Genomic DNA, 17,192 nt, shown 5'->3' with positions numbered 1-17,192 from the left:
AAGCTGGTTTTTTTATGTGTTAATTTAAACCTAATTTTTCTGCCACATAGTCCGAGTCTTTATCACCTCGACCTGATAAATTCACCACAACAATGGTATCTTTGGACAATTGTGGAGCTTCGCGTATCGCCCAAGCAACAGCATGTGAACTTTCTAATGCAGGCACAATCCCTTCAACTCGAGATAGAGTCATGAATGCATTCAGACATTCTTCATCAGTTGCTGTTGAGTACTCAACACGACCAATATCTTTTAAGAAACTGTGTTGAGGCCCCACACCAGGATAATCTAATCCAGAAGCAATTGAATGCACAGGTAATGGCTCGCCATTTTCATCTTCCAGTACATAACACGCCATACCATGAAGTTGACTTGGTTTACCTAAAGTTAGTGTTGCCGAATGTTGATCAGTATCTAAACCATGTCCTGCTGGTTCAACACCAATCAATTTCACACTACCATCATTAAGGAATGCACTGAATGCTCCCATTGCATTTGAGCCACCGCCAACACAAGCAACAATATAATCAGGATATTTATTAAATCTGTCTTGTGATTGAACTTTAATTTCATCACCGATTATTGCTTGGAAATCACGCACTATTTTAGGAAATGGATGTGGACCAACGACTGATCCGATGGCATAAATAAAGCTATCAGGGTCTTTCAAATACTCTTCGAAAGCACTATCAACAGCATCTTTTAATGTTGCTGTTCCACGAGTGACTGAAATTAGATTCGCACCCAAAATTTTCATTTTAACGACATTTGGATGTTCTTTTTCAATATCAACTTGACCCATATGAATTTCACATGGGATACCAACCAAGGCACAAGCGGTGGCTAATGCGACACCATGTTGACCTGCCCCAGTTTCAGCAATGACTTTTTTCTTGCCCATGTATTTAGCAAGTAAAGCTTCACCCAAACAATGGTTAATTTTATGTGCACCTGTATGGTTCAAATCTTCACGCTTCAGATAAATTTGAGCACCGCCCAATTGTTCTGAAAGTCGTTTGGCATGAAATAGAGGACTTGGACGACCTACATAATGCGCAAACAGCTCTGAAAGCTCATTTTGAAATTCAGGTGTTTTACGAATTTCTTCATAAGCAACATTGATTTCATCCATTGCTGCTTTTAAATGAGGTGGAATGAATTGACCACCATATTCACCAAAAAAACCTTCTTCATTTGGCAATGCCACACCATTGATTTGATAGCTCATATCAAGATCCTTTAGATGAATATAATTTAAAAAAGTTAGCGCGAGAGGAATTTAGTCATATCTTCAATGCCTTTTAAAGTCATTGGATACATATGATCTTCAAATATTTCTTTGATCAATCCTATCGTTTGAGTGTAATGCCAGTAATTCTCAGTTTCAGGATTCAACCAAGCCGTCTTTTCATAATGCTGGCGCAAACGACGCAACCAAATTTCACCCGACTCTTCATTCATGTATTCGACAGAACCACCAGCAGATTTTAATTCGTATGGCGCCATACTTGCATCACCAACAACAATCACTCGATAATCTTTACCATAGGTATTAAATAAATCTAAGGTATTCATTTTTGTCGAAGTACGGCGATGATTGTCTTTCCAAACGTAATCATAAAGACAGTTATGGAAATAGAAATATTCTAAAGTCTTAAATTCTGTTTTGGCTGCACTAAACAGTTTTTCACATTGTGCAATATAGGCATCCATAGAACCGCCTACATCGAACAACATCAAAACTTTAATTCGATTACGACGCTCTGGCACCATCTGTACATCAAGAATTCCCTGCTTAGCCGTTTCGCGAATCGTTTGATCTATATCAAGCTCTTCTTCAGCACCTTGACGCGCAAATTTTCTCAGACGACGCAACGCCATTTGCATATGACGTGTTCCCAGAATTTGATCATCATCAAGATTTTGGTATTTACGTTGTTCCCACACTTTCACCGCAGATTTTTTACGTCCCGGCCCTCCAATTCTCACCCCCTCTGGGTGATCACCAAAAGCTCCAAACGGTGAAGTGCCACCAGTGCCAATCATACGATTACCACCTTGGTGTTTTTTATGTTGCTCACGCAAACGCTCTTCCAGCATTTTCATGAGCTCTTCTAAAGAACCTGCTCTTTGTAGTGCTTCACGTTGCTCTGGCGTTAAGTGTTTTTCAAGGAGTTCTAAATCAAACCATTCTTTAGGAAGTTGATTAACTTTACTGAGTAAATCATCTACATCAAAGGTTTGAATGCCCTGAAAATAATCCTTCATAGCACGATCATACTTATCGAAGTAACGCTCATCCTTGACCATGACTGTCTTCACAAGCTGATAAAAATCATCTTGATCTGCAAAAACCAAACCTAGACTAATTGCTTGATTTAAATCAATCAGCTCGCGCGTCGTTACGGGGATTCCGTATTTTCGCAAGGTGTAAAACAGTCTTACGAACATAGTATCACCTATCGACGAGTCATAAATGCGAGGCGCTCAAGTAGCTGCACATCTTGCTCATTTTTGATGAGCGCACCATACAGCGGTGGAATTGCTTTTGACTTATCATGGTTTCTTAAAATATCTTCAGGCATATCATCAGCCATCAATAAGCTTAACCAATCAATTAATTCAGAAGTTGAAGGTGGCTTCTTAAGACCAGGTATTTGGCGAAGCTTAAAGAAGACCTGAAGTGCCTCACTGACCAATGTCGTTGAAATTCTTGGAAAATGAACTGCAATAATTTCACGCATGGTCTGTTCATCTGGGAATTCAATATAATGAAAGAAACAACGCCGTAAAAAAGCATCAGGAAGTTCTTTTTCATTATTTGAAGTGATGATCACAATTGGACGCTGTGTTGCAGTAATTGTTTCACCAGTTTCATAAACAAAGAATGACATTTTGTCTAGTTCATGAAGCAAATCATTTGGGAACTCGATATCTGCTTTATCAATCTCATCAATTAATAAAACGCAACGTTCTTCAGAGGTAAATGCTTCCCACAATTTACCTGGTTTAATATAGTTTTTAATATCATAAACACGCTCATCACCCAATTGACTATCGCGTAATCTTGAAACGGCATCGTATTCATAAAGACCTTGTTGAGCCTTCGTCGTTGATTTGATATGCCAAGTAATCAGTTTTAAACCCAGGCTATCAGCAACTTGTTCAGCCAATAATGTTTTACCTGTACCTGGCTCACCCTTCACTAAAAGAGGCTTTTGCAACGCTCGAGCGGCCTTCACAGCAAGCTTGAGACTATCTGTGGCGATATATTGATCTGTACCCGTAAATTGATGTGCATCAACAGACATAATGAAACCTTATTTTTTTATTTGGATAATTAAAGTGGCGGTGTCTTCACTGACGATGTGTGTCTCGGATTCTTTTGTTTAGAAGCGTACTTAGTCCAGAAATAACCTGCCAATAACCCTAAAGCAATAACAAAGGCAATCAATGAGAAATTAGACCAGATCAAAGGTGAATCTTTTGTTAATACCCCAAAGATCAAACCAAAAGTTGCAGGTGCTAAGGCGGAATTAGGACCTTCAGAAATCGTTGGTGTTGCCAAAATAGCAAACACAAAAATCCAAGTCACTCCACCTAAAGGTGAAGGTAGGCGTTTCGCTATGCCGTACCAACACCACAGAATAATCAAAGTTCCGAGAATATAGACGGTAATTGCAATGTTATATTCTGGAATTGAATCCAACATTGAAACAAACTGATCCCATCCTCCAACTTGATTATCACGCACCGCGTAGTCCCTCTGGCTCTACCGCATTAGGATTGATCAATCCTTCAGGCGGCAATTGTAAAAAGAATCCTTTCGTCTGAATTGAATCCATCACATGTAAAACATTTGCACGCGCTAATTTGCGTTCGGCATGTAATTCCAGTGACATCACAAATGTCGCTCGGCCAAATGCATTTTTCATTGCATCAGATAATACTGATAACGGATCAACAGCTTCTTGGTTTTCCGCTTGTTCAGGACGCGCAACGTAAATATACATTTCGTCTTTCTTACTAGATTTGTAGATTTCACACCACATGATTCAAACAACACCTTTTAAACTCAAAGCAAAGCATACATCAAAAAAAACGGCGAAACATTAGCGTTTGTTAACGCATCAGTCTAGTTTAGGATGACTGGTAATTCTTTAATCAAATTTTGAGAGAAGTCATTCATTGACTTTCATTTGCATACTCAAATATTGTGCATCTTTATGAAGCAACTCAATTAATGGCTTCGTCAGTAAATCATAACGCCAACCGAGTAAATATTGAGGTAAGTCTTGTTCATCGCCATGAAAAACCACATGCTGATATAAAGCCCCGAGCCATTTTTTTCGCATTAACACTTCTTTGGGGATCACTAACTCTTCTGCAAGATTACCAATCATGTTATCAACATCATGTGTAATATCTTTAGATGAATGTTTAATTGGTCGAGCAATTCGTAATGGCCATTCTTCCATTGGGGGCAGCAACGCAATAATATCCAAAATCGTTTTACCGTGCTCACGAACCACATTCGGACGAATATTTTTAACTTGGGATAATTGAAATGTATTTTTTGGATTTTTTTCCACCAAATCAATCATAGTGGCATTTTTCAGAATAAAACTTCGAGGCTGATTTAAAGCCTTCACCATTTCTTCACGCCAAACACTGAGCAATTGTAGCTGCATTAACTGCTTTCGAGAGTGTCTATAATTTCCGACATCTTCGTATAGTTTCTCTTTCGGCGTTTCTGTCGCAATCTCAAGCGTGAGGCTCTTACAGTCCTCTAGTACATACTGATAATGCCCTTTTTTCTTTAACTCATTCTTTAGCTCATCGGCTAAATTCATAATATATAAGACATCATTTGCTGCGTATGCTTTTTGCTCTTCAGTTAAAGGACGTGCAAGCCAATCTGAACGTGTTTGATCTTTATCAATTTCTATATTTAAAATTTCTTTAAGCGCATTTTGATAACTGACCTGTAATCCGTGTCCGAGAAAAGACAAAGCCACCTGAGTATCAAATACATTATTAAGATGATTGCCTTTTGAATAATGGTAAATCAGATCAATATCTTCACCACAAGCATGGAAAATATTTTGCTTTGCAGCAAAAACTTTAGGCCAGAAACTCGAAAAATCTAGACGTGTACCGTCTAATAAAAACACCTGATCTGCGACATTGATTTGCAAGACACCCAATTTTGGCCATAGTGTATCAACTTTGATAAATTCAGTATCTAAACCATAAACATCTTGTTGACTCATTAGTGTCAAAACATGCTCGAGTTCTTTTTGCTCTTGGATAAATTGAAACATCATAAAAAACAATGTGCTAGATTGATATCGAGATGTATTTTAGCTTAAATTATCAATTTTAAATATAAATTTTCAATTAAAGCGTCAAGCAAATCTATGTATACACTGTAAATAGTTATAAAACATGAAAAATTTAATATTTTTTTTGACTAAAAAACAATTCAGAAAAGTAATATTACTCTAATCAAAAAAATAAGCACAATTTGTGCTTATTTCATTTGCATACGATTATGAACTGCTTGGCTTAAGGTGTGACTATCGACATACTCAAGCTCACCCCCTTGTGGTACACCTTGAGCAATACGTGTCATTTTGATATTCAAATGACGTGTAGCTTCTACCAAATAATGTGCCGTAGCCTGTCCTTCAACCGTTGCATTGGTAGCGAGAATAACCTCTGCTACCTGACCTTCAGCTAAGCGTTGAACTAATGCAGGTATGCCAACCTCTTCAGGCCCTATACCATCTAAAGGAGATAAATGCCCCCCCAATACATGATATTTGCCTCTGAAACTTCCACTTTGCTCAATTGCCATCACGTCTGCAGGAGATTCAACCACACAGAGCAAGGTATCATCTCGGTCTTGCGACAGACAAATGTCACACACCTCATTCTCAGTCAATGAGTGGCAAATTGAACATTCATGGATATGATCAGCGGCATCGCTAAGTGCTTCAGATAATGCCAAAGCACCTTGCTTATTCTTCATGATCAAATGCAACGCCATGCGCTGAGCCGACTTAGGCCCAACGCTTGGTAAAATTCGCAGTGCTTGGACGAGTTGGTCAAACCGTTCGCTGAACACTCGGCAATATCCTTAAAATAAACCTGACAAGCCAGGAGGTAATCCCATACCACTATTTGCAGACTTCATTGTTTCTTCTGAAATCGCTTCGGCTTGGCGTGCAGCATCATTCATAGCAGCTGCAATCAAATCCTCAATCATATCTGGATCGTCTTGAAGTAATTCTGGATTGATTTCAATGCGTTTTACCACATTACGGCAAGTCATTGTCACTTTTACCAAACCACCACCAGCTTCAGCATGCACTTCTTTCTGTGCAAGCTCTTCTTTCGCTTTCTTGATATTGGACTCTACTTCCTTTTGCATGCGCTGTGCTTGTTGCATAAGCATGTTAATGTTCATTTGTATACTCCGAACAAATTTAAATTAGACTAAATCAAGACCACGTTGAATGTCTGCAATAATATCATCAACGTCTTCCAAACCTACTGAAAGACGAATTAAACCTTCTGCAATGCCAGCTGCAGCCTTCGCTTCATCAGACAATTTACCATGAGTAGTCGTTGCAGGATGAGTAATCGTTGATTTTGCATCCCCAAGATTCCCAGTAATAGAAATAAATTGAGTGTGATCAATCACTTTCCAAGCAGCTTCTCGCCCACCTTTTACCACGAATGAAACGATACCACCAAAACCTTTTTGTTGCTGTTTAGCCAAATCATGACCTACATGATCCGTTAAGCCAGCAAAGAATACTTTCTCGATTTTATCGTGCTGATGAAGCCACTCAGCAATCTTTTGTGCACTTTCAGAATGAGCCTTCATACGTAGACGAAGCGTTTCCAAACCTTTTAGGAAAACCCAAGCATTGAACGGACTCATAGAAGGCCCAGTTGTACGAACGTAGCCAAAAACTTCTTCAAGTAATTGATGATTACCTACGACAGCACCACCCAACGCACGACCTTGACCATCTAGATATTTTGTCGCTGAATAGACAACTAGATCCGCGCCCAATTTTAATGGTTGTTGTAGCACTGGCGTACAGAAACTATTATCAATTGCGAGTAAAGCATCATTTTCATGCGCGATATCTGCTAATGCGCGAATATCAGCAATTTCCGATAATGGATTTGACGGAGATTCTACAAATAGTAGTTTAGTTTCTGGTTTGATCGCAGCTTTCCAAGCATCTAAATCTGTTAAATCAACAAAATTGACAGTCACACCAAACTTAGAAATGTATTTTTCAAATAAGGCCACGGTTGAACCAAAGACTGCGCGAGAACATACAATATGATCACCAGCCTTTAAGAATGACATCGCCACCGCCATGATCGCAGCCATACCCGTACTTGTTGCCACTGCACGTTCAGCACCTTCCATTGCAGCCAATCTTTTTTCAAACATTGCGACTGTTGGGTTTGTAAAGCGAGAATAAATATTACCGGGCTCTTTCCCAGAGAATTTAGCTGCTGCTTCTGCTGCATTTGCATATACAAATGAAGAAGTTAGAAACATCGGTTCAGCATGCTCACCTTCAAAACTGCGCGTATGACCTGTACGAAGTGCTAATGTATCAAGTTGGTATTCAATGTCGTCTTGCTGGCTCATTGCTCTAAATCAGTCCTAAAAACTGCCTTTGTGAATAATTGCCAACATTTTGAGCGCCCAAAGCATTTAAGGTCAAGGTAAAATATATAAATATCGCTTAGACTTCGTTCAAATCACATGCTTATGAGATCTTCAACCTTCATGGAACATTTAAAAACTAACTGGCGTTCTAAACAAAGCAAGTTAAAAAATTTAGGGACACGCATTTTTTACGGTAAATCTTTGGTTTTATCTCAAGCAACGCCGTATGAAGTGATAGGTACTCATAAATCGAGTAAAATTCGATATTACGCATCTGAAAATAAAAAATATGTTGAGCCATTGGTCTTTGTCGCGCCTTTAGCGATCAAGATGGATATTTATGATCTTTATCCATACCGTTCTCTTATCAAATATTATACAGAGCAAGGTTTTGACGTGTATTTGTTGGATTGGGGACACTTTAGCTATAAAGATCGCGATCTCAACTTTTTAGGTTTTATTGATGATGCAATCCCGAATTGTATCGATCAAATTCGTACACACGCTAAATGTGATCAAATTTCTTTACATGGCTGGAGTATGGCGGGAATATTTGTTCTGTTGTACACAGCGCTCAGACAGCCGAACCATGTAAAAAATCTAATCGTTTTAGGTAGTCCAATTGATAGCTTTGCTTCAGGCAATATCGGAAAGCTATATGCTAAGATGAATCGCTATCTTGAAAGAACTCGTCTACTCAAACATAAAGTTTATAACGGTCGTATTCCTAAGCGCCTCATTCACTCCCCAGGTATTTTAAATGCAATTGGATTTAAAATTTTAGATCCAAAAGGTTGGTATGAAGGTCACAAACAATTATTACTGAATCTTGATGATAAAAAACTTTTGCATGAACATGCCACTTTAGGTTATTTCCTCAATCATATGATTGATTATCCTGCTGGGGTAAACCAAGATATGTTATTCAATGTCTGGTTAAGAAATCCGCTAAAAAATGGTTATATCGAACTTCAAGATAAGAAAATCGAATTAAAAAATATAGACTGCTCTCTTATGATTGGCGCGGGTTCAAGCGATCAAATGGTCACAGCTGATGCTGTTAGACCATTGACTGAATTGACAAATAGTCGTGATGTCACGTTTACTCTTATTCCTGGTGGGCATTTAGGTTTAATGTCGAGTCAAAAAAGTGCCGATCAATTTTGGCCTGAACTTGCTCACTGGTTAGCAGAGCGTTCAACACAAATAGAGTAAAGAAAATGACGACAGTTGCATTTATTGGATTAGGCGCAATGGGTTACCGTATGGCAGCTCATTTACCCAAACACTATGAATCAGTTTTGGTATGGAATCGAAATTTCGAGAAAGCCAAACAACATGCAACTGAATATCAAACACAAGCTGTATCACTTCAAGAAGCTGCCCAAGCTGATATCATTTTTAGTTGCTTACCAACGAGTCAGCAAGTCAATGAGATCATTCATCAAGTCGACATTAAATCTGGATCAATTTGGGTAGACTGTACCAGTGGCGTGCCTGATGCAGCAAAAGCACAACAAGCTTTTTTAAAATCAAAAGGTGTATTTTTTCTAGATGCGCCGGTTAGCGGACAAACTATTGGTGCTGAAAATGCGACTTTAACCTTCATGGTTGGTGGTGAAAAAGCGGCTTTTGAAGCTGCATTACCAGCAATGCAAGCCATGGGTAAACTGATTAAGCATGTAGGAGACTCAGGATCTGGTTTTGCTGTGAAAGCAGTGAACAACATGCTCTTGGCTGTTCACTTATGTGCCGCTGCTGAAGGTTTTACTGCACTTAAAGCACATGGTGTGGATTTAAATGAAGCATTAGAGTGCATCAATGCTTCAAGTGGTAAAAGTGGTGTGACTGAAAATGTATTGCCTCAACGGGTATTAAATCGAAGTTTTCCAAATACTTTTGCCTTACCGTTACTGAGCAAAGACACTGGTATCGCAGTAGACCTCATTCATCAAGCAAAATTATCCGCACCTGTCATTACGCTTACTCAAAGTCTAATTAGTGCTGCTAATGCAATAGCTGAACCTAATAGTGATTTTTCGACAGCAGTTAAAATGTACGAATCATGGAGCAAAATTACCTTAGAATAAATTTTCGCCATTGAATTCACATATAAAGCCCATATAATTGAAATGTGACAATATCAAATGTCCATTTCTAAATGAGGATACTCATGAATAAGTTTTTATTAGGTTTAATTACTGCTGTATCTGTTTCAGCTGGGGTTAATGCTTTTGCCGATACTACAAAAGAGTGTGAAAAACTTAAAGATGATTACAACATCATCTATGCATCAAAAGGCTTCTGTTTTAAAGATCCAGATACTAAGGCAAAGTTCGGCAATGAAAATTGCAATACAACTAAACCTAAGTTCTCAGAAAAAGAGCAACAAAAGCTTGACTCCATTAAGCAACGTCAGAAAGAATTGAACTGTAAATAATTCAATCTAATTACATTCTGGGAATAGTTATGGCTTACGATGATCAAAATATTTTTGCAAGAATTCTACGTGGTGAACTTCCTGCAATTAAAGTGTATGAGGATGAGCAAGTTCTTGCATTTATGGACATTATGCCTCAGGCAGATGGTCATACTTTAGTCATCCCTAAATCACCTGCCGTAACTTTACTCGACTTAGATCCAAACACTGCAGCGTACACGATTCAAATTGTTCAAAAAATTGCAAAAGCGATTGAAACAGCACTAGATGCAAAAGGTATAGTGTTGATGCAGTTATCTGGTGCTGCAGCTGGGCAAACCGTGCCTCACGTTCACTTCCATCTTATTCCAAGTTCAATTCATGAACTGGGTAAACACGCAGCACAAATGGGTGATCAAGAGCGTATCAAGGCTTTGGCTGAGAAGATTAAAGCTGCTTTATAACAGATCCTCATAAAAAAAGGAGCTTTGGCTCCTTTTTTTTGTTTTATGCCTTTTGATTACTATAAATTGTTTCTATCCATTTTCATGATAATGAAATAAATTCTTAATATTACTGACTTATTTGTAATGAATACTTAGCACCAATAGAGAACAGTAGTTACAAAAAAACTACTGATCATGATTATTAGGACAATAAATCAGTCTTTACTGGAGCTAGAAATGAAAAAAACACTTTGTGCATTAGCAGTTGGGGCAACACTAATTACACCATCAATCGCAATGGCAGCCGACGTTAAAATTTATGGTCGTGCGCATGTTTCATTAGATTACCTTGATGATGGTAAAGATTATAATGAAGTGGGTTTATCATCTAATTCATCTCGTCTAGGCTTTAAAGTTGAACAGAAACTAGAAAATGATATGACTGTTTTTGGTCAAATTGAACAAGAAATCAACTTTGCTAGCGGTGGACAAAATTCAGGTGTTGATTTTGCAACACGTGATACATTTGTTGGTTTAAAAGGTAATTTCGGTCAAACTCGTGTCGGTCGTTTTGATAGCCCTTTTAAAATAGCACGTGGTCCAGTTAACTATTTCGGCGATCAAGTAGGTGATTTACGTAATGTAACACGTGCTGGTGACTTACGTTTTGATGAGCGTAATGAAAATACCATCGAATATAAATCACCAAAATTCGGAAATGGGTTCAATGTATTAGCAGCACTTTCATTGCACGAAAGCAATTCTCCAGGCTTCACGGAAACAATTGTAGATAAAGATACTGGTGAAGTTATTCAAAAGAAAGGCGACTCTAAAAAGAATAAAGCTTACGATCTTGCATTGACCTATAAAGAAGGTCCTGTTGATTTCGCAGCTGCTTATGAACACTATGAAGAAGATGCGACTCGCGGCGAACGTGATGGCTTCCGTTTAGCTGGTGCTTATAAAATCACACCTGAGCTAAATATTGGTGGTTTATATCAATATATGACTCATGACAATGACGTAAAAAATCCTGATGCACAAGTCATTGGTGTTGCAGCTGATTATAAATTTGCACCAAAAACATATATCCGTGGTCAAGTGATGCACCGTGATGTAGATGCTAAAGATGCGAACGCAACACTCATTGCTTTAGGACTTGAACATCGTCTTGATAAAGCAGTTCGTGTTTACGGTAACGTCGCAACTGTGCTTAATGACAAAAACTCAAGCCTTACACCATGGGAACAAGCACGTACAAATAATGTGAAGGGTTTCAAAGGTGAGGATGCTTTAGGTTTATCTTTAGGTTTCCGTTACGATTTCTAAGCCCTAATTGATTTAAAAAAAGCACACTTATTGTGTGCTTTTTTGATTAAAATAAAATAAATCCAATTATATATATTTATCGAATATATACCAATCAATGTAATATTACTGTCACACATCAAACGTACCATCGCTGCAAGGTCTTTCCTGACGGCTCAAAAAGCAATAATTGGTACTATGCACTCTTTTGAAAACTTTCAACACAATTCAGACACTTACATTAATCGCGAACTTTCATTATTAGAATTCCATAAACGAGTTTTAGCTCAAGCTAAAGACCCTCACCACCCCTTATTAGAGCGACTAAATTTTTTAATCATCTTTTCTCGGAATTTAGATGAGTTTTTTGAAATACGCGTTGCTGGACTTTTAAAACAGATCGAATTAAATCAAATAACTACTGCGCCTGATGCCTTTCCCAATGAAATTATTTTAGAACAAATATCTAAAACAACGCATCATGCGGTTCAAGAACAATATCAGATACTTAATAACGAGCTCATTCCTCAACTTAAATCTTATGGTATCGAATTTATCCAATATCATGGAATTTTAGATAAATATACTGAATGGATTCAAAACTACTTCAGTAAATTTATTCAACCAGTAATCACGCCCATCAGTTTAGACCCTGCCCATCCTTTTCCCCGTTTAGTCAATAAGAGCCTTAATTTTATTGTCACGCTTGAAGGTAAAGATGCTTTTGGTCGTCAGATTGAGCTCGCGATCGTACCTGCACCGAGAACTTTGCCAAGGGCGGTCAAAATTCCTGATGACTTATGCGAAGGTAAGCAACATTACATCCTGTTGTCGGCTATTCTGCAACAACATATCAATGACTTATTTCCAGGAATGAAGGCGACAGGATGCTACCAATTCCGTGTTACACGCAATGCTGACTTAAATTTAGCTGACGATGTAGACGATCTGGCAGTTGCTCTTAAAGATGAACTTTCTTCGCGAAGATTTGGACGTGAAGTTCGACTTGAAATTGATCACAATTGCCCAGAAACGATTAACCAATATCTACTTGAACAATTTTCTTTAGAACCTTCACAACTCTATCGTGTTCAAGGTCCTGTAAATTTAGCTCGATTATTTTCAGATTTTGATTGTCCAGATTTGAAGTTTAAACCCTATCAACCCGTGATACCGAAGATATTGAGACAATCAAAAAGTATATTTGATGTATTAAAACAACGTGATGTCCTTTTACATCATCCTTTTGACTCATTTTCACCCGTCATCAACCTGTTAAAAGAGGCTGCAAAAGACCCTAATGTCTTGGCAATTAAGCAAACTCTTTATCGCAGCGGACCAGATTCAGAGATCGTTCAGGTCTTAGCAGAAGCAGCACGAAATGGTAAAGAAGTTACTGCGATTATTGAATTACGTGCTAGATTCGATGAAGAATCCAATATCATGGTCGCCAACCTCCTACAAGAAGCTGGAGCTGTTGTTGTGTATGGTATCGTGGGCTATAAAACTCACGCTAAAATGATTCTGGTTGTTCGTAGAGAAGCAGATCATCTGAAACGGTATGTTCATTTGGGAACTGGCAATTATCATGCTGGTAATGCAAAAATGTATACCGATTACGGTCTTCTGACCACTGATGATGACATTTGTGAAGATGTCCATAAAATCTTTCAAGAATTGACAGGTATGGGAAAAATGGCAAAGCCTAAAAAGCTGTTCCATGCACCTTTTACCTTGCATGAACAGCTTTTAAAACTCATTGCCAATGAAATCCACCATGCTAAGACTGGTCATAAAGCGCATATTATTATCAAAGTTAACGCTTTAACTGAACCTAAATTAATCGCGGCACTTTATCAAGCGTCAAATGCAGGTGTTCAAATCGATCTGATCATTCGTTCCATCTGTTCATTAAGACCTCAAGTACCACAGTTATCAGAAAATATCCGCGTCAGATCCATTGTAGGACGTTTTTTAGAACACACACGGGTCTACTATTTTCTAGATCAAGGCAATGAGAAATTATATTGTTCAAGTGCAGACTGGATGGGACGTAATTTATTTTCAAGAGTAGAAACTTGTTTTCCGATTGAAGATAAAAAACTAAAGAAAACGATTATTAAAGATGGTCTACTGAATTATCTGAACGATAATCAACGTGCTTGGGAATTAGATCAAGAACATCAATGGAACAAAGTATGCCCAACTGATGATCAAGAAATTTTTATCGCTCAAGAATATCTAACCAATCTACGTCAAATGTAGTGATCAAACATTAAGTGTGATCCACAATGTCCTTAAATTGAGCATCTAATACTTGGGCCAATGATTGAGGATCTAATCCAATATCTAGCCCTCGTTTTCCACCACTCACGTACACCTTTTTAAGAGAACTTGCCGATTGGTGAATGACTGTATTAAGTCGCTTTTTTTGAGCAATTGGACTAATCCCACCCACTAAGTAACCGGTCAGTCGCTCAGCCACTTTCGGATCAGCCATTTTAAGTTTTTTACAACTGAAAGCATTCGCCGCCTTTTTTAAATTAAGTTGATGGTCCACTGGTAAAATTGTCACAAAATAATTGACATCATCTGTCACTAGAAGTGTCTTAAAAACTTCATGTACAGATAAACCCAATTTTTGAGCTGCTTCTAAACCAAAACTTTCAGCATTAGGATCATGCTCATATTCATGAACAGAATAATCTATCTTTTTGTTTTTTAGAAATTTACAAGCTGGCGTCATGATGATTTCAGGCATTTAATAATGGCATTATTATAAGAAAATATTGAATCAATTTTAAAGTTTTTCTGATCTATTTATCTTACTCATCAATATATTGCAAAACTACAACACTCCAATTTATCTAGGGCTTGACCCCAATCACCAGCTTACTTATGATTTTTGCAAATTGAATTTGTACGGTTACTATTTTGCTTTTTTTACAACGTTTACAATCACCTCCCCCATCCTTTACTTTCCTTAAATATAGTTTAGTTCTATCATCGTGTATCGTGTTTGTCGGTTGCTCATCTTTAGGTGGTGGTTCAGTACAAAAACGCGCCGCAAAACTTTCAACAGGTATTCAAAAGGCATACTCTGTACACCCAGACACCGCAAATAGGGTTTCACCACTAATTGTGCAAAGTGCGCAACAATTTGATGTCGACCCCCTGTTAATGGCCGCTCTTATTCGACAAGAATCGAGTTATCGAAATTATGCAGTATCACCAGCAGGTGCTGTAGGTCTTACCCAAATTATCCCTAGATATTGGCAACAATCTTGTCCAGGTGACCTTTTTCAAGAAAATATTAATATACATTGTGGGACTTTTATCCTATCAAAATATAATCAATCTGCTGGTAGCTGGAAAAAAGCACTGGCCTATTACAACGTTGGACCTACTGGATACAACACAAATCGAAAAATGAAAAAACAAGGTAAACGTTATGCCAAACAGGTTAAAGAGCATCAAAAAATTTTAAAATCACATTTATAAAAAAAGCCTCTTATGAGGCTTTTATTCTATTGTGTAATTGAAGATGCGATTTTTATTTTTTCAGGAACTGTTTCAATCACTTTTGTCCTTTTAATACATAATACGGCTATTGCACCAATTACTGCTGGTATAGCAACGGCAATGAAATTCCATTTGTGCGGCAATTCCATTCCTAAAAGAATACCAATGACAATGGGGCCGACAATTGCACCTATACGCCCTACTGCTGAAGCCCAACCAATCCCAGTTGAACGTACAGCAATTGGATAAGATTGCGCTACATAGCTATATATTAAAATACTTGTACCAATTGATGCTGCACCAGCCAATGCCACAAGTAGATAAATAACCATTGGCGGCGAATTGAAACTTAATCCAAATAAAGCAAAAGCTCCAATTACAAACATCGTAATCACTACAGGTTTGAGATGAAATTTGTCTGCTAGAATTCCACCACCAATAGTACCGATGACAGCGCCAATATTTAATGAAAGTAAAAACGTTAAACTACTTCCTAAAGAATAACCTGCAGCCATCATTAACTTTGGTAACCAACTTCCTAATGCGTATGTCATTAAAAGACACATAAAAAAGCAGCACCAAAATAACAACGTCGTTGTCGCTCTATTATCAGTAAAAAGAGATTTAACCGATGCATCAGGTAGTTTAATTTCGTTTAGAACCAAATGAGTTGACGAATTAACATTTAAATCTGCATTGATCTTATTAATAATTTCTGAGGCAGGTTCATAATTTTTTTGTTTCACTAAAAATGTTAGTGATTCAGGCATATACTTCCATATAAACGGTAATACTAATAATGGAATTCCTGCAATAAAGAACATAATCTGCCAACCAAATTCAGGTGTAAATCTTACACCCAATAAAGCCGCCATAATTCCGCCAACTGCATAGCCACTAAACATAATCGTAACTAAGGTACTTCTCAATTTTTGTGGTGCATATTCAGAAGTTAAAGTTACTAAATTTGGCAAAACACCGCCTATACCAAGTCCAGCAATAAATCTTAAAATTCCAAATTCTGTTGGATTACTTGCGAATCCTCCTAAAAAAGTAAAACCACTGAACAAGGTTACACAAATTAAAATAACTTTTTTTCGACCAATTTTATCTGCCAACATACCAAAAAGCATCGCACCAAACATCATTCCCGCTAGCGCTGTGCTCGCTAATAACCCAGCTTGGACAGAAGTCATACCCCACTCTTGCATAAGAAGTGGCAACGTTACGCCATTAATTGCTAAATCATAACCATCAAAAATTACGATAAATAAACACCATAATACGATTGATAAATGAAAGGGTTTAAATTTTGCATTATCAATTACAGCATTCACATTCATTGTCTGCGCTGTCATTTTTATCTCACCTCCAATTGTGAGTATTTTTAAAATAATGAACCTAGATTCATATTTTATATAAATGCAATAAATTAGGATTTTTGTCTATACAACTTTCTAGTGGACTATTCATTTAATAGATTGATTAATAATTCAATTGGCATAAAAAATCATGAAAATTCAAGTTTTAAGAGTTTTATATTTATTCTTAGTTACTAAGAATAAATTCTTATATAACCTTTCGACTGAAATCTTGATTTTCAATACTCAATCTGCAAATTAGGATTGGCATTTTATTTAATAGTCAACTTTGATGCTATTTGTAAATAAAAATTTCATTGTAAATCATTCATTTTTTGAACCATTCATTATTGTTTATTATTTAGCTTTTCAACTAATTAGTTGGGTTGTTTTTATGATATTAGCCTTATCACTAAGGCATTTATTGTTTA

Annotated in this window: 18 protein-coding genes; 7 read left to right on the top strand and 11 right to left on the bottom strand. The window is 37.4% G+C overall.

The window, feature by feature from the left end; genetic code table 11:
• Positions 1-19 precede the first annotated feature (19 nt).
• From trpB to AC1M9N_RS13095, 9 genes are all read right to left on the bottom strand, one after another.
• A complete protein-coding gene (gene trpB / locus AC1M9N_RS13135) occupies positions 20-1,228 on the bottom strand; it encodes a tryptophan synthase subunit beta (RefSeq protein ID WP_481954883.1) in 1,209 nt (402 codons plus the stop codon).
• 35 nt (positions 1,229-1,263) lie between these two features.
• A complete protein-coding gene (locus AC1M9N_RS13130; protein ID WP_481589503.1) occupies positions 1,264-2,451 on the bottom strand; it encodes a vWA domain-containing protein in 1,188 nt (395 codons plus the stop codon).
• 8 nt (positions 2,452-2,459) lie between these two features.
• Positions 2,460-3,311, bottom strand: coding sequence for an AAA family ATPase (locus tag AC1M9N_RS13125; RefSeq protein ID WP_092768445.1), 852 nt, complete (start codon positions 3,309-3,311; stop codon positions 2,460-2,462).
• A 29-nt stretch (positions 3,312-3,340) separates the two neighbouring features.
• Positions 3,341-3,712 carry a hypothetical protein gene (locus AC1M9N_RS13120; protein WP_092768473.1) on the bottom strand — a complete coding sequence of 124 codons (372 nt, stop codon included), beginning with the start codon at positions 3,710-3,712 and terminating at the stop codon, positions 3,341-3,343.
• 34 nt (positions 3,713-3,746) lie between these two features.
• On the bottom strand, positions 3,747-4,052 hold the full coding sequence (locus AC1M9N_RS13115; RefSeq protein WP_035266558.1) for a YcgL domain-containing protein: 306 nt from the start codon (positions 4,050-4,052) through the stop codon (positions 3,747-3,749).
• Positions 4,053-4,181: 129 nt separating this feature from the next.
• Positions 4,182-5,324: a ribonuclease D gene (locus AC1M9N_RS13110; RefSeq protein ID WP_180028958.1), complete on the bottom strand. Its 1,143-nt coding sequence runs from the start codon at positions 5,322-5,324 to the stop codon at positions 4,182-4,184.
• A gap of 209 nt (positions 5,325-5,533) precedes the next feature.
• Complete coding sequence (recR, locus tag AC1M9N_RS13105) at positions 5,534-6,130, bottom strand: recombination mediator RecR (RefSeq protein WP_092768447.1); 597 nt, start codon at positions 6,128-6,130, stop codon at positions 5,534-5,536.
• 12 nt (positions 6,131-6,142) lie between these two features.
• Positions 6,143-6,472 (bottom strand): YbaB/EbfC family nucleoid-associated protein, encoded by a 330-nt coding sequence (locus tag AC1M9N_RS13100; protein WP_035266548.1) that lies wholly within the window; start codon positions 6,470-6,472, stop codon positions 6,143-6,145.
• Positions 6,473-6,496: 24 nt separating this feature from the next.
• Complete coding sequence (locus AC1M9N_RS13095) at positions 6,497-7,684, bottom strand: O-succinylhomoserine sulfhydrylase (protein WP_481614308.1); 1,188 nt, start codon at positions 7,682-7,684, stop codon at positions 6,497-6,499.
• Between the two features lie 141 nt (positions 7,685-7,825).
• Here AC1M9N_RS13095 and AC1M9N_RS13090 point away from each other — a divergent pair, with 141 nt between their 5' ends.
• The 6 genes from AC1M9N_RS13090 to ppk1 all read left to right on the top strand — a co-directional run bounded on the left by AC1M9N_RS13090 (position 7,826) and on the right by ppk1 (position 14,143).
• The gene (locus AC1M9N_RS13090) at positions 7,826-8,920 is read left to right on the top strand and encodes an alpha/beta fold hydrolase (protein WP_481954882.1); all 1,095 of its coding nucleotides are present in this window, start codon (positions 7,826-7,828) and stop codon (positions 8,918-8,920) included.
• Between the two features lie 5 nt (positions 8,921-8,925).
• Entirely contained in the window at positions 8,926-9,795 is an 870-nt protein-coding gene (locus AC1M9N_RS13085; RefSeq protein ID WP_481954881.1) for an NAD(P)-dependent oxidoreductase, read from the top strand.
• Positions 9,796-9,878: 83 nt separating this feature from the next.
• A complete protein-coding gene (locus AC1M9N_RS13080; protein WP_035266544.1) occupies positions 9,879-10,145 on the top strand; it encodes a YARHG domain-containing protein in 267 nt (88 codons plus the stop codon).
• 29 nt (positions 10,146-10,174) lie between these two features.
• A complete protein-coding gene (locus AC1M9N_RS13075) occupies positions 10,175-10,588 on the top strand; it encodes an HIT family protein (protein WP_092768455.1) in 414 nt (137 codons plus the stop codon).
• A gap of 219 nt (positions 10,589-10,807) precedes the next feature.
• Positions 10,808-11,899, top strand: coding sequence for a porin (locus AC1M9N_RS13070; RefSeq protein WP_092768457.1), 1,092 nt, complete (start codon positions 10,808-10,810; stop codon positions 11,897-11,899).
• A gap of 177 nt (positions 11,900-12,076) precedes the next feature.
• Entirely contained in the window at positions 12,077-14,143 is a 2,067-nt protein-coding gene (gene ppk1 / locus AC1M9N_RS13065) for a polyphosphate kinase 1 (RefSeq protein ID WP_481954880.1), read from the top strand.
• A 10-nt stretch (positions 14,144-14,153) separates the two neighbouring features.
• Here the strand turns inward: ppk1 and ybaK are convergent, their stop codons facing one another.
• Positions 14,154-14,624 (bottom strand): Cys-tRNA(Pro) deacylase, encoded by a 471-nt coding sequence (ybaK, locus tag AC1M9N_RS13060; protein ID WP_180028959.1) that lies wholly within the window; start codon positions 14,622-14,624, stop codon positions 14,154-14,156.
• 266 nt (positions 14,625-14,890) lie between these two features.
• Here ybaK and AC1M9N_RS13055 point away from each other — a divergent pair, with 266 nt between their 5' ends.
• Positions 14,891-15,379, top strand: a complete 489-nt coding sequence (locus AC1M9N_RS13055; RefSeq protein ID WP_481596600.1) for a lytic transglycosylase domain-containing protein — start codon at positions 14,891-14,893, stop codon at positions 15,377-15,379.
• 26 nt (positions 15,380-15,405) lie between these two features.
• On the opposite strand, the gene AC1M9N_RS13050 is transcribed toward AC1M9N_RS13055, so the two are convergent.
• Positions 15,406-16,758 (bottom strand): MFS transporter, encoded by a 1,353-nt coding sequence (locus AC1M9N_RS13050; protein ID WP_481587971.1) that lies wholly within the window; start codon positions 16,756-16,758, stop codon positions 15,406-15,408.
• Between the last annotated feature and the right edge of the window lie 434 nt (positions 16,759-17,192).

It is taken from the genome of Acinetobacter sp. ANC_7655, assembly GCF_056784015.1.
The sequence above is the reverse complement of the archived record's forward strand: the minus strand, read 5'-3'. Positions and strand labels throughout refer to the sequence as shown.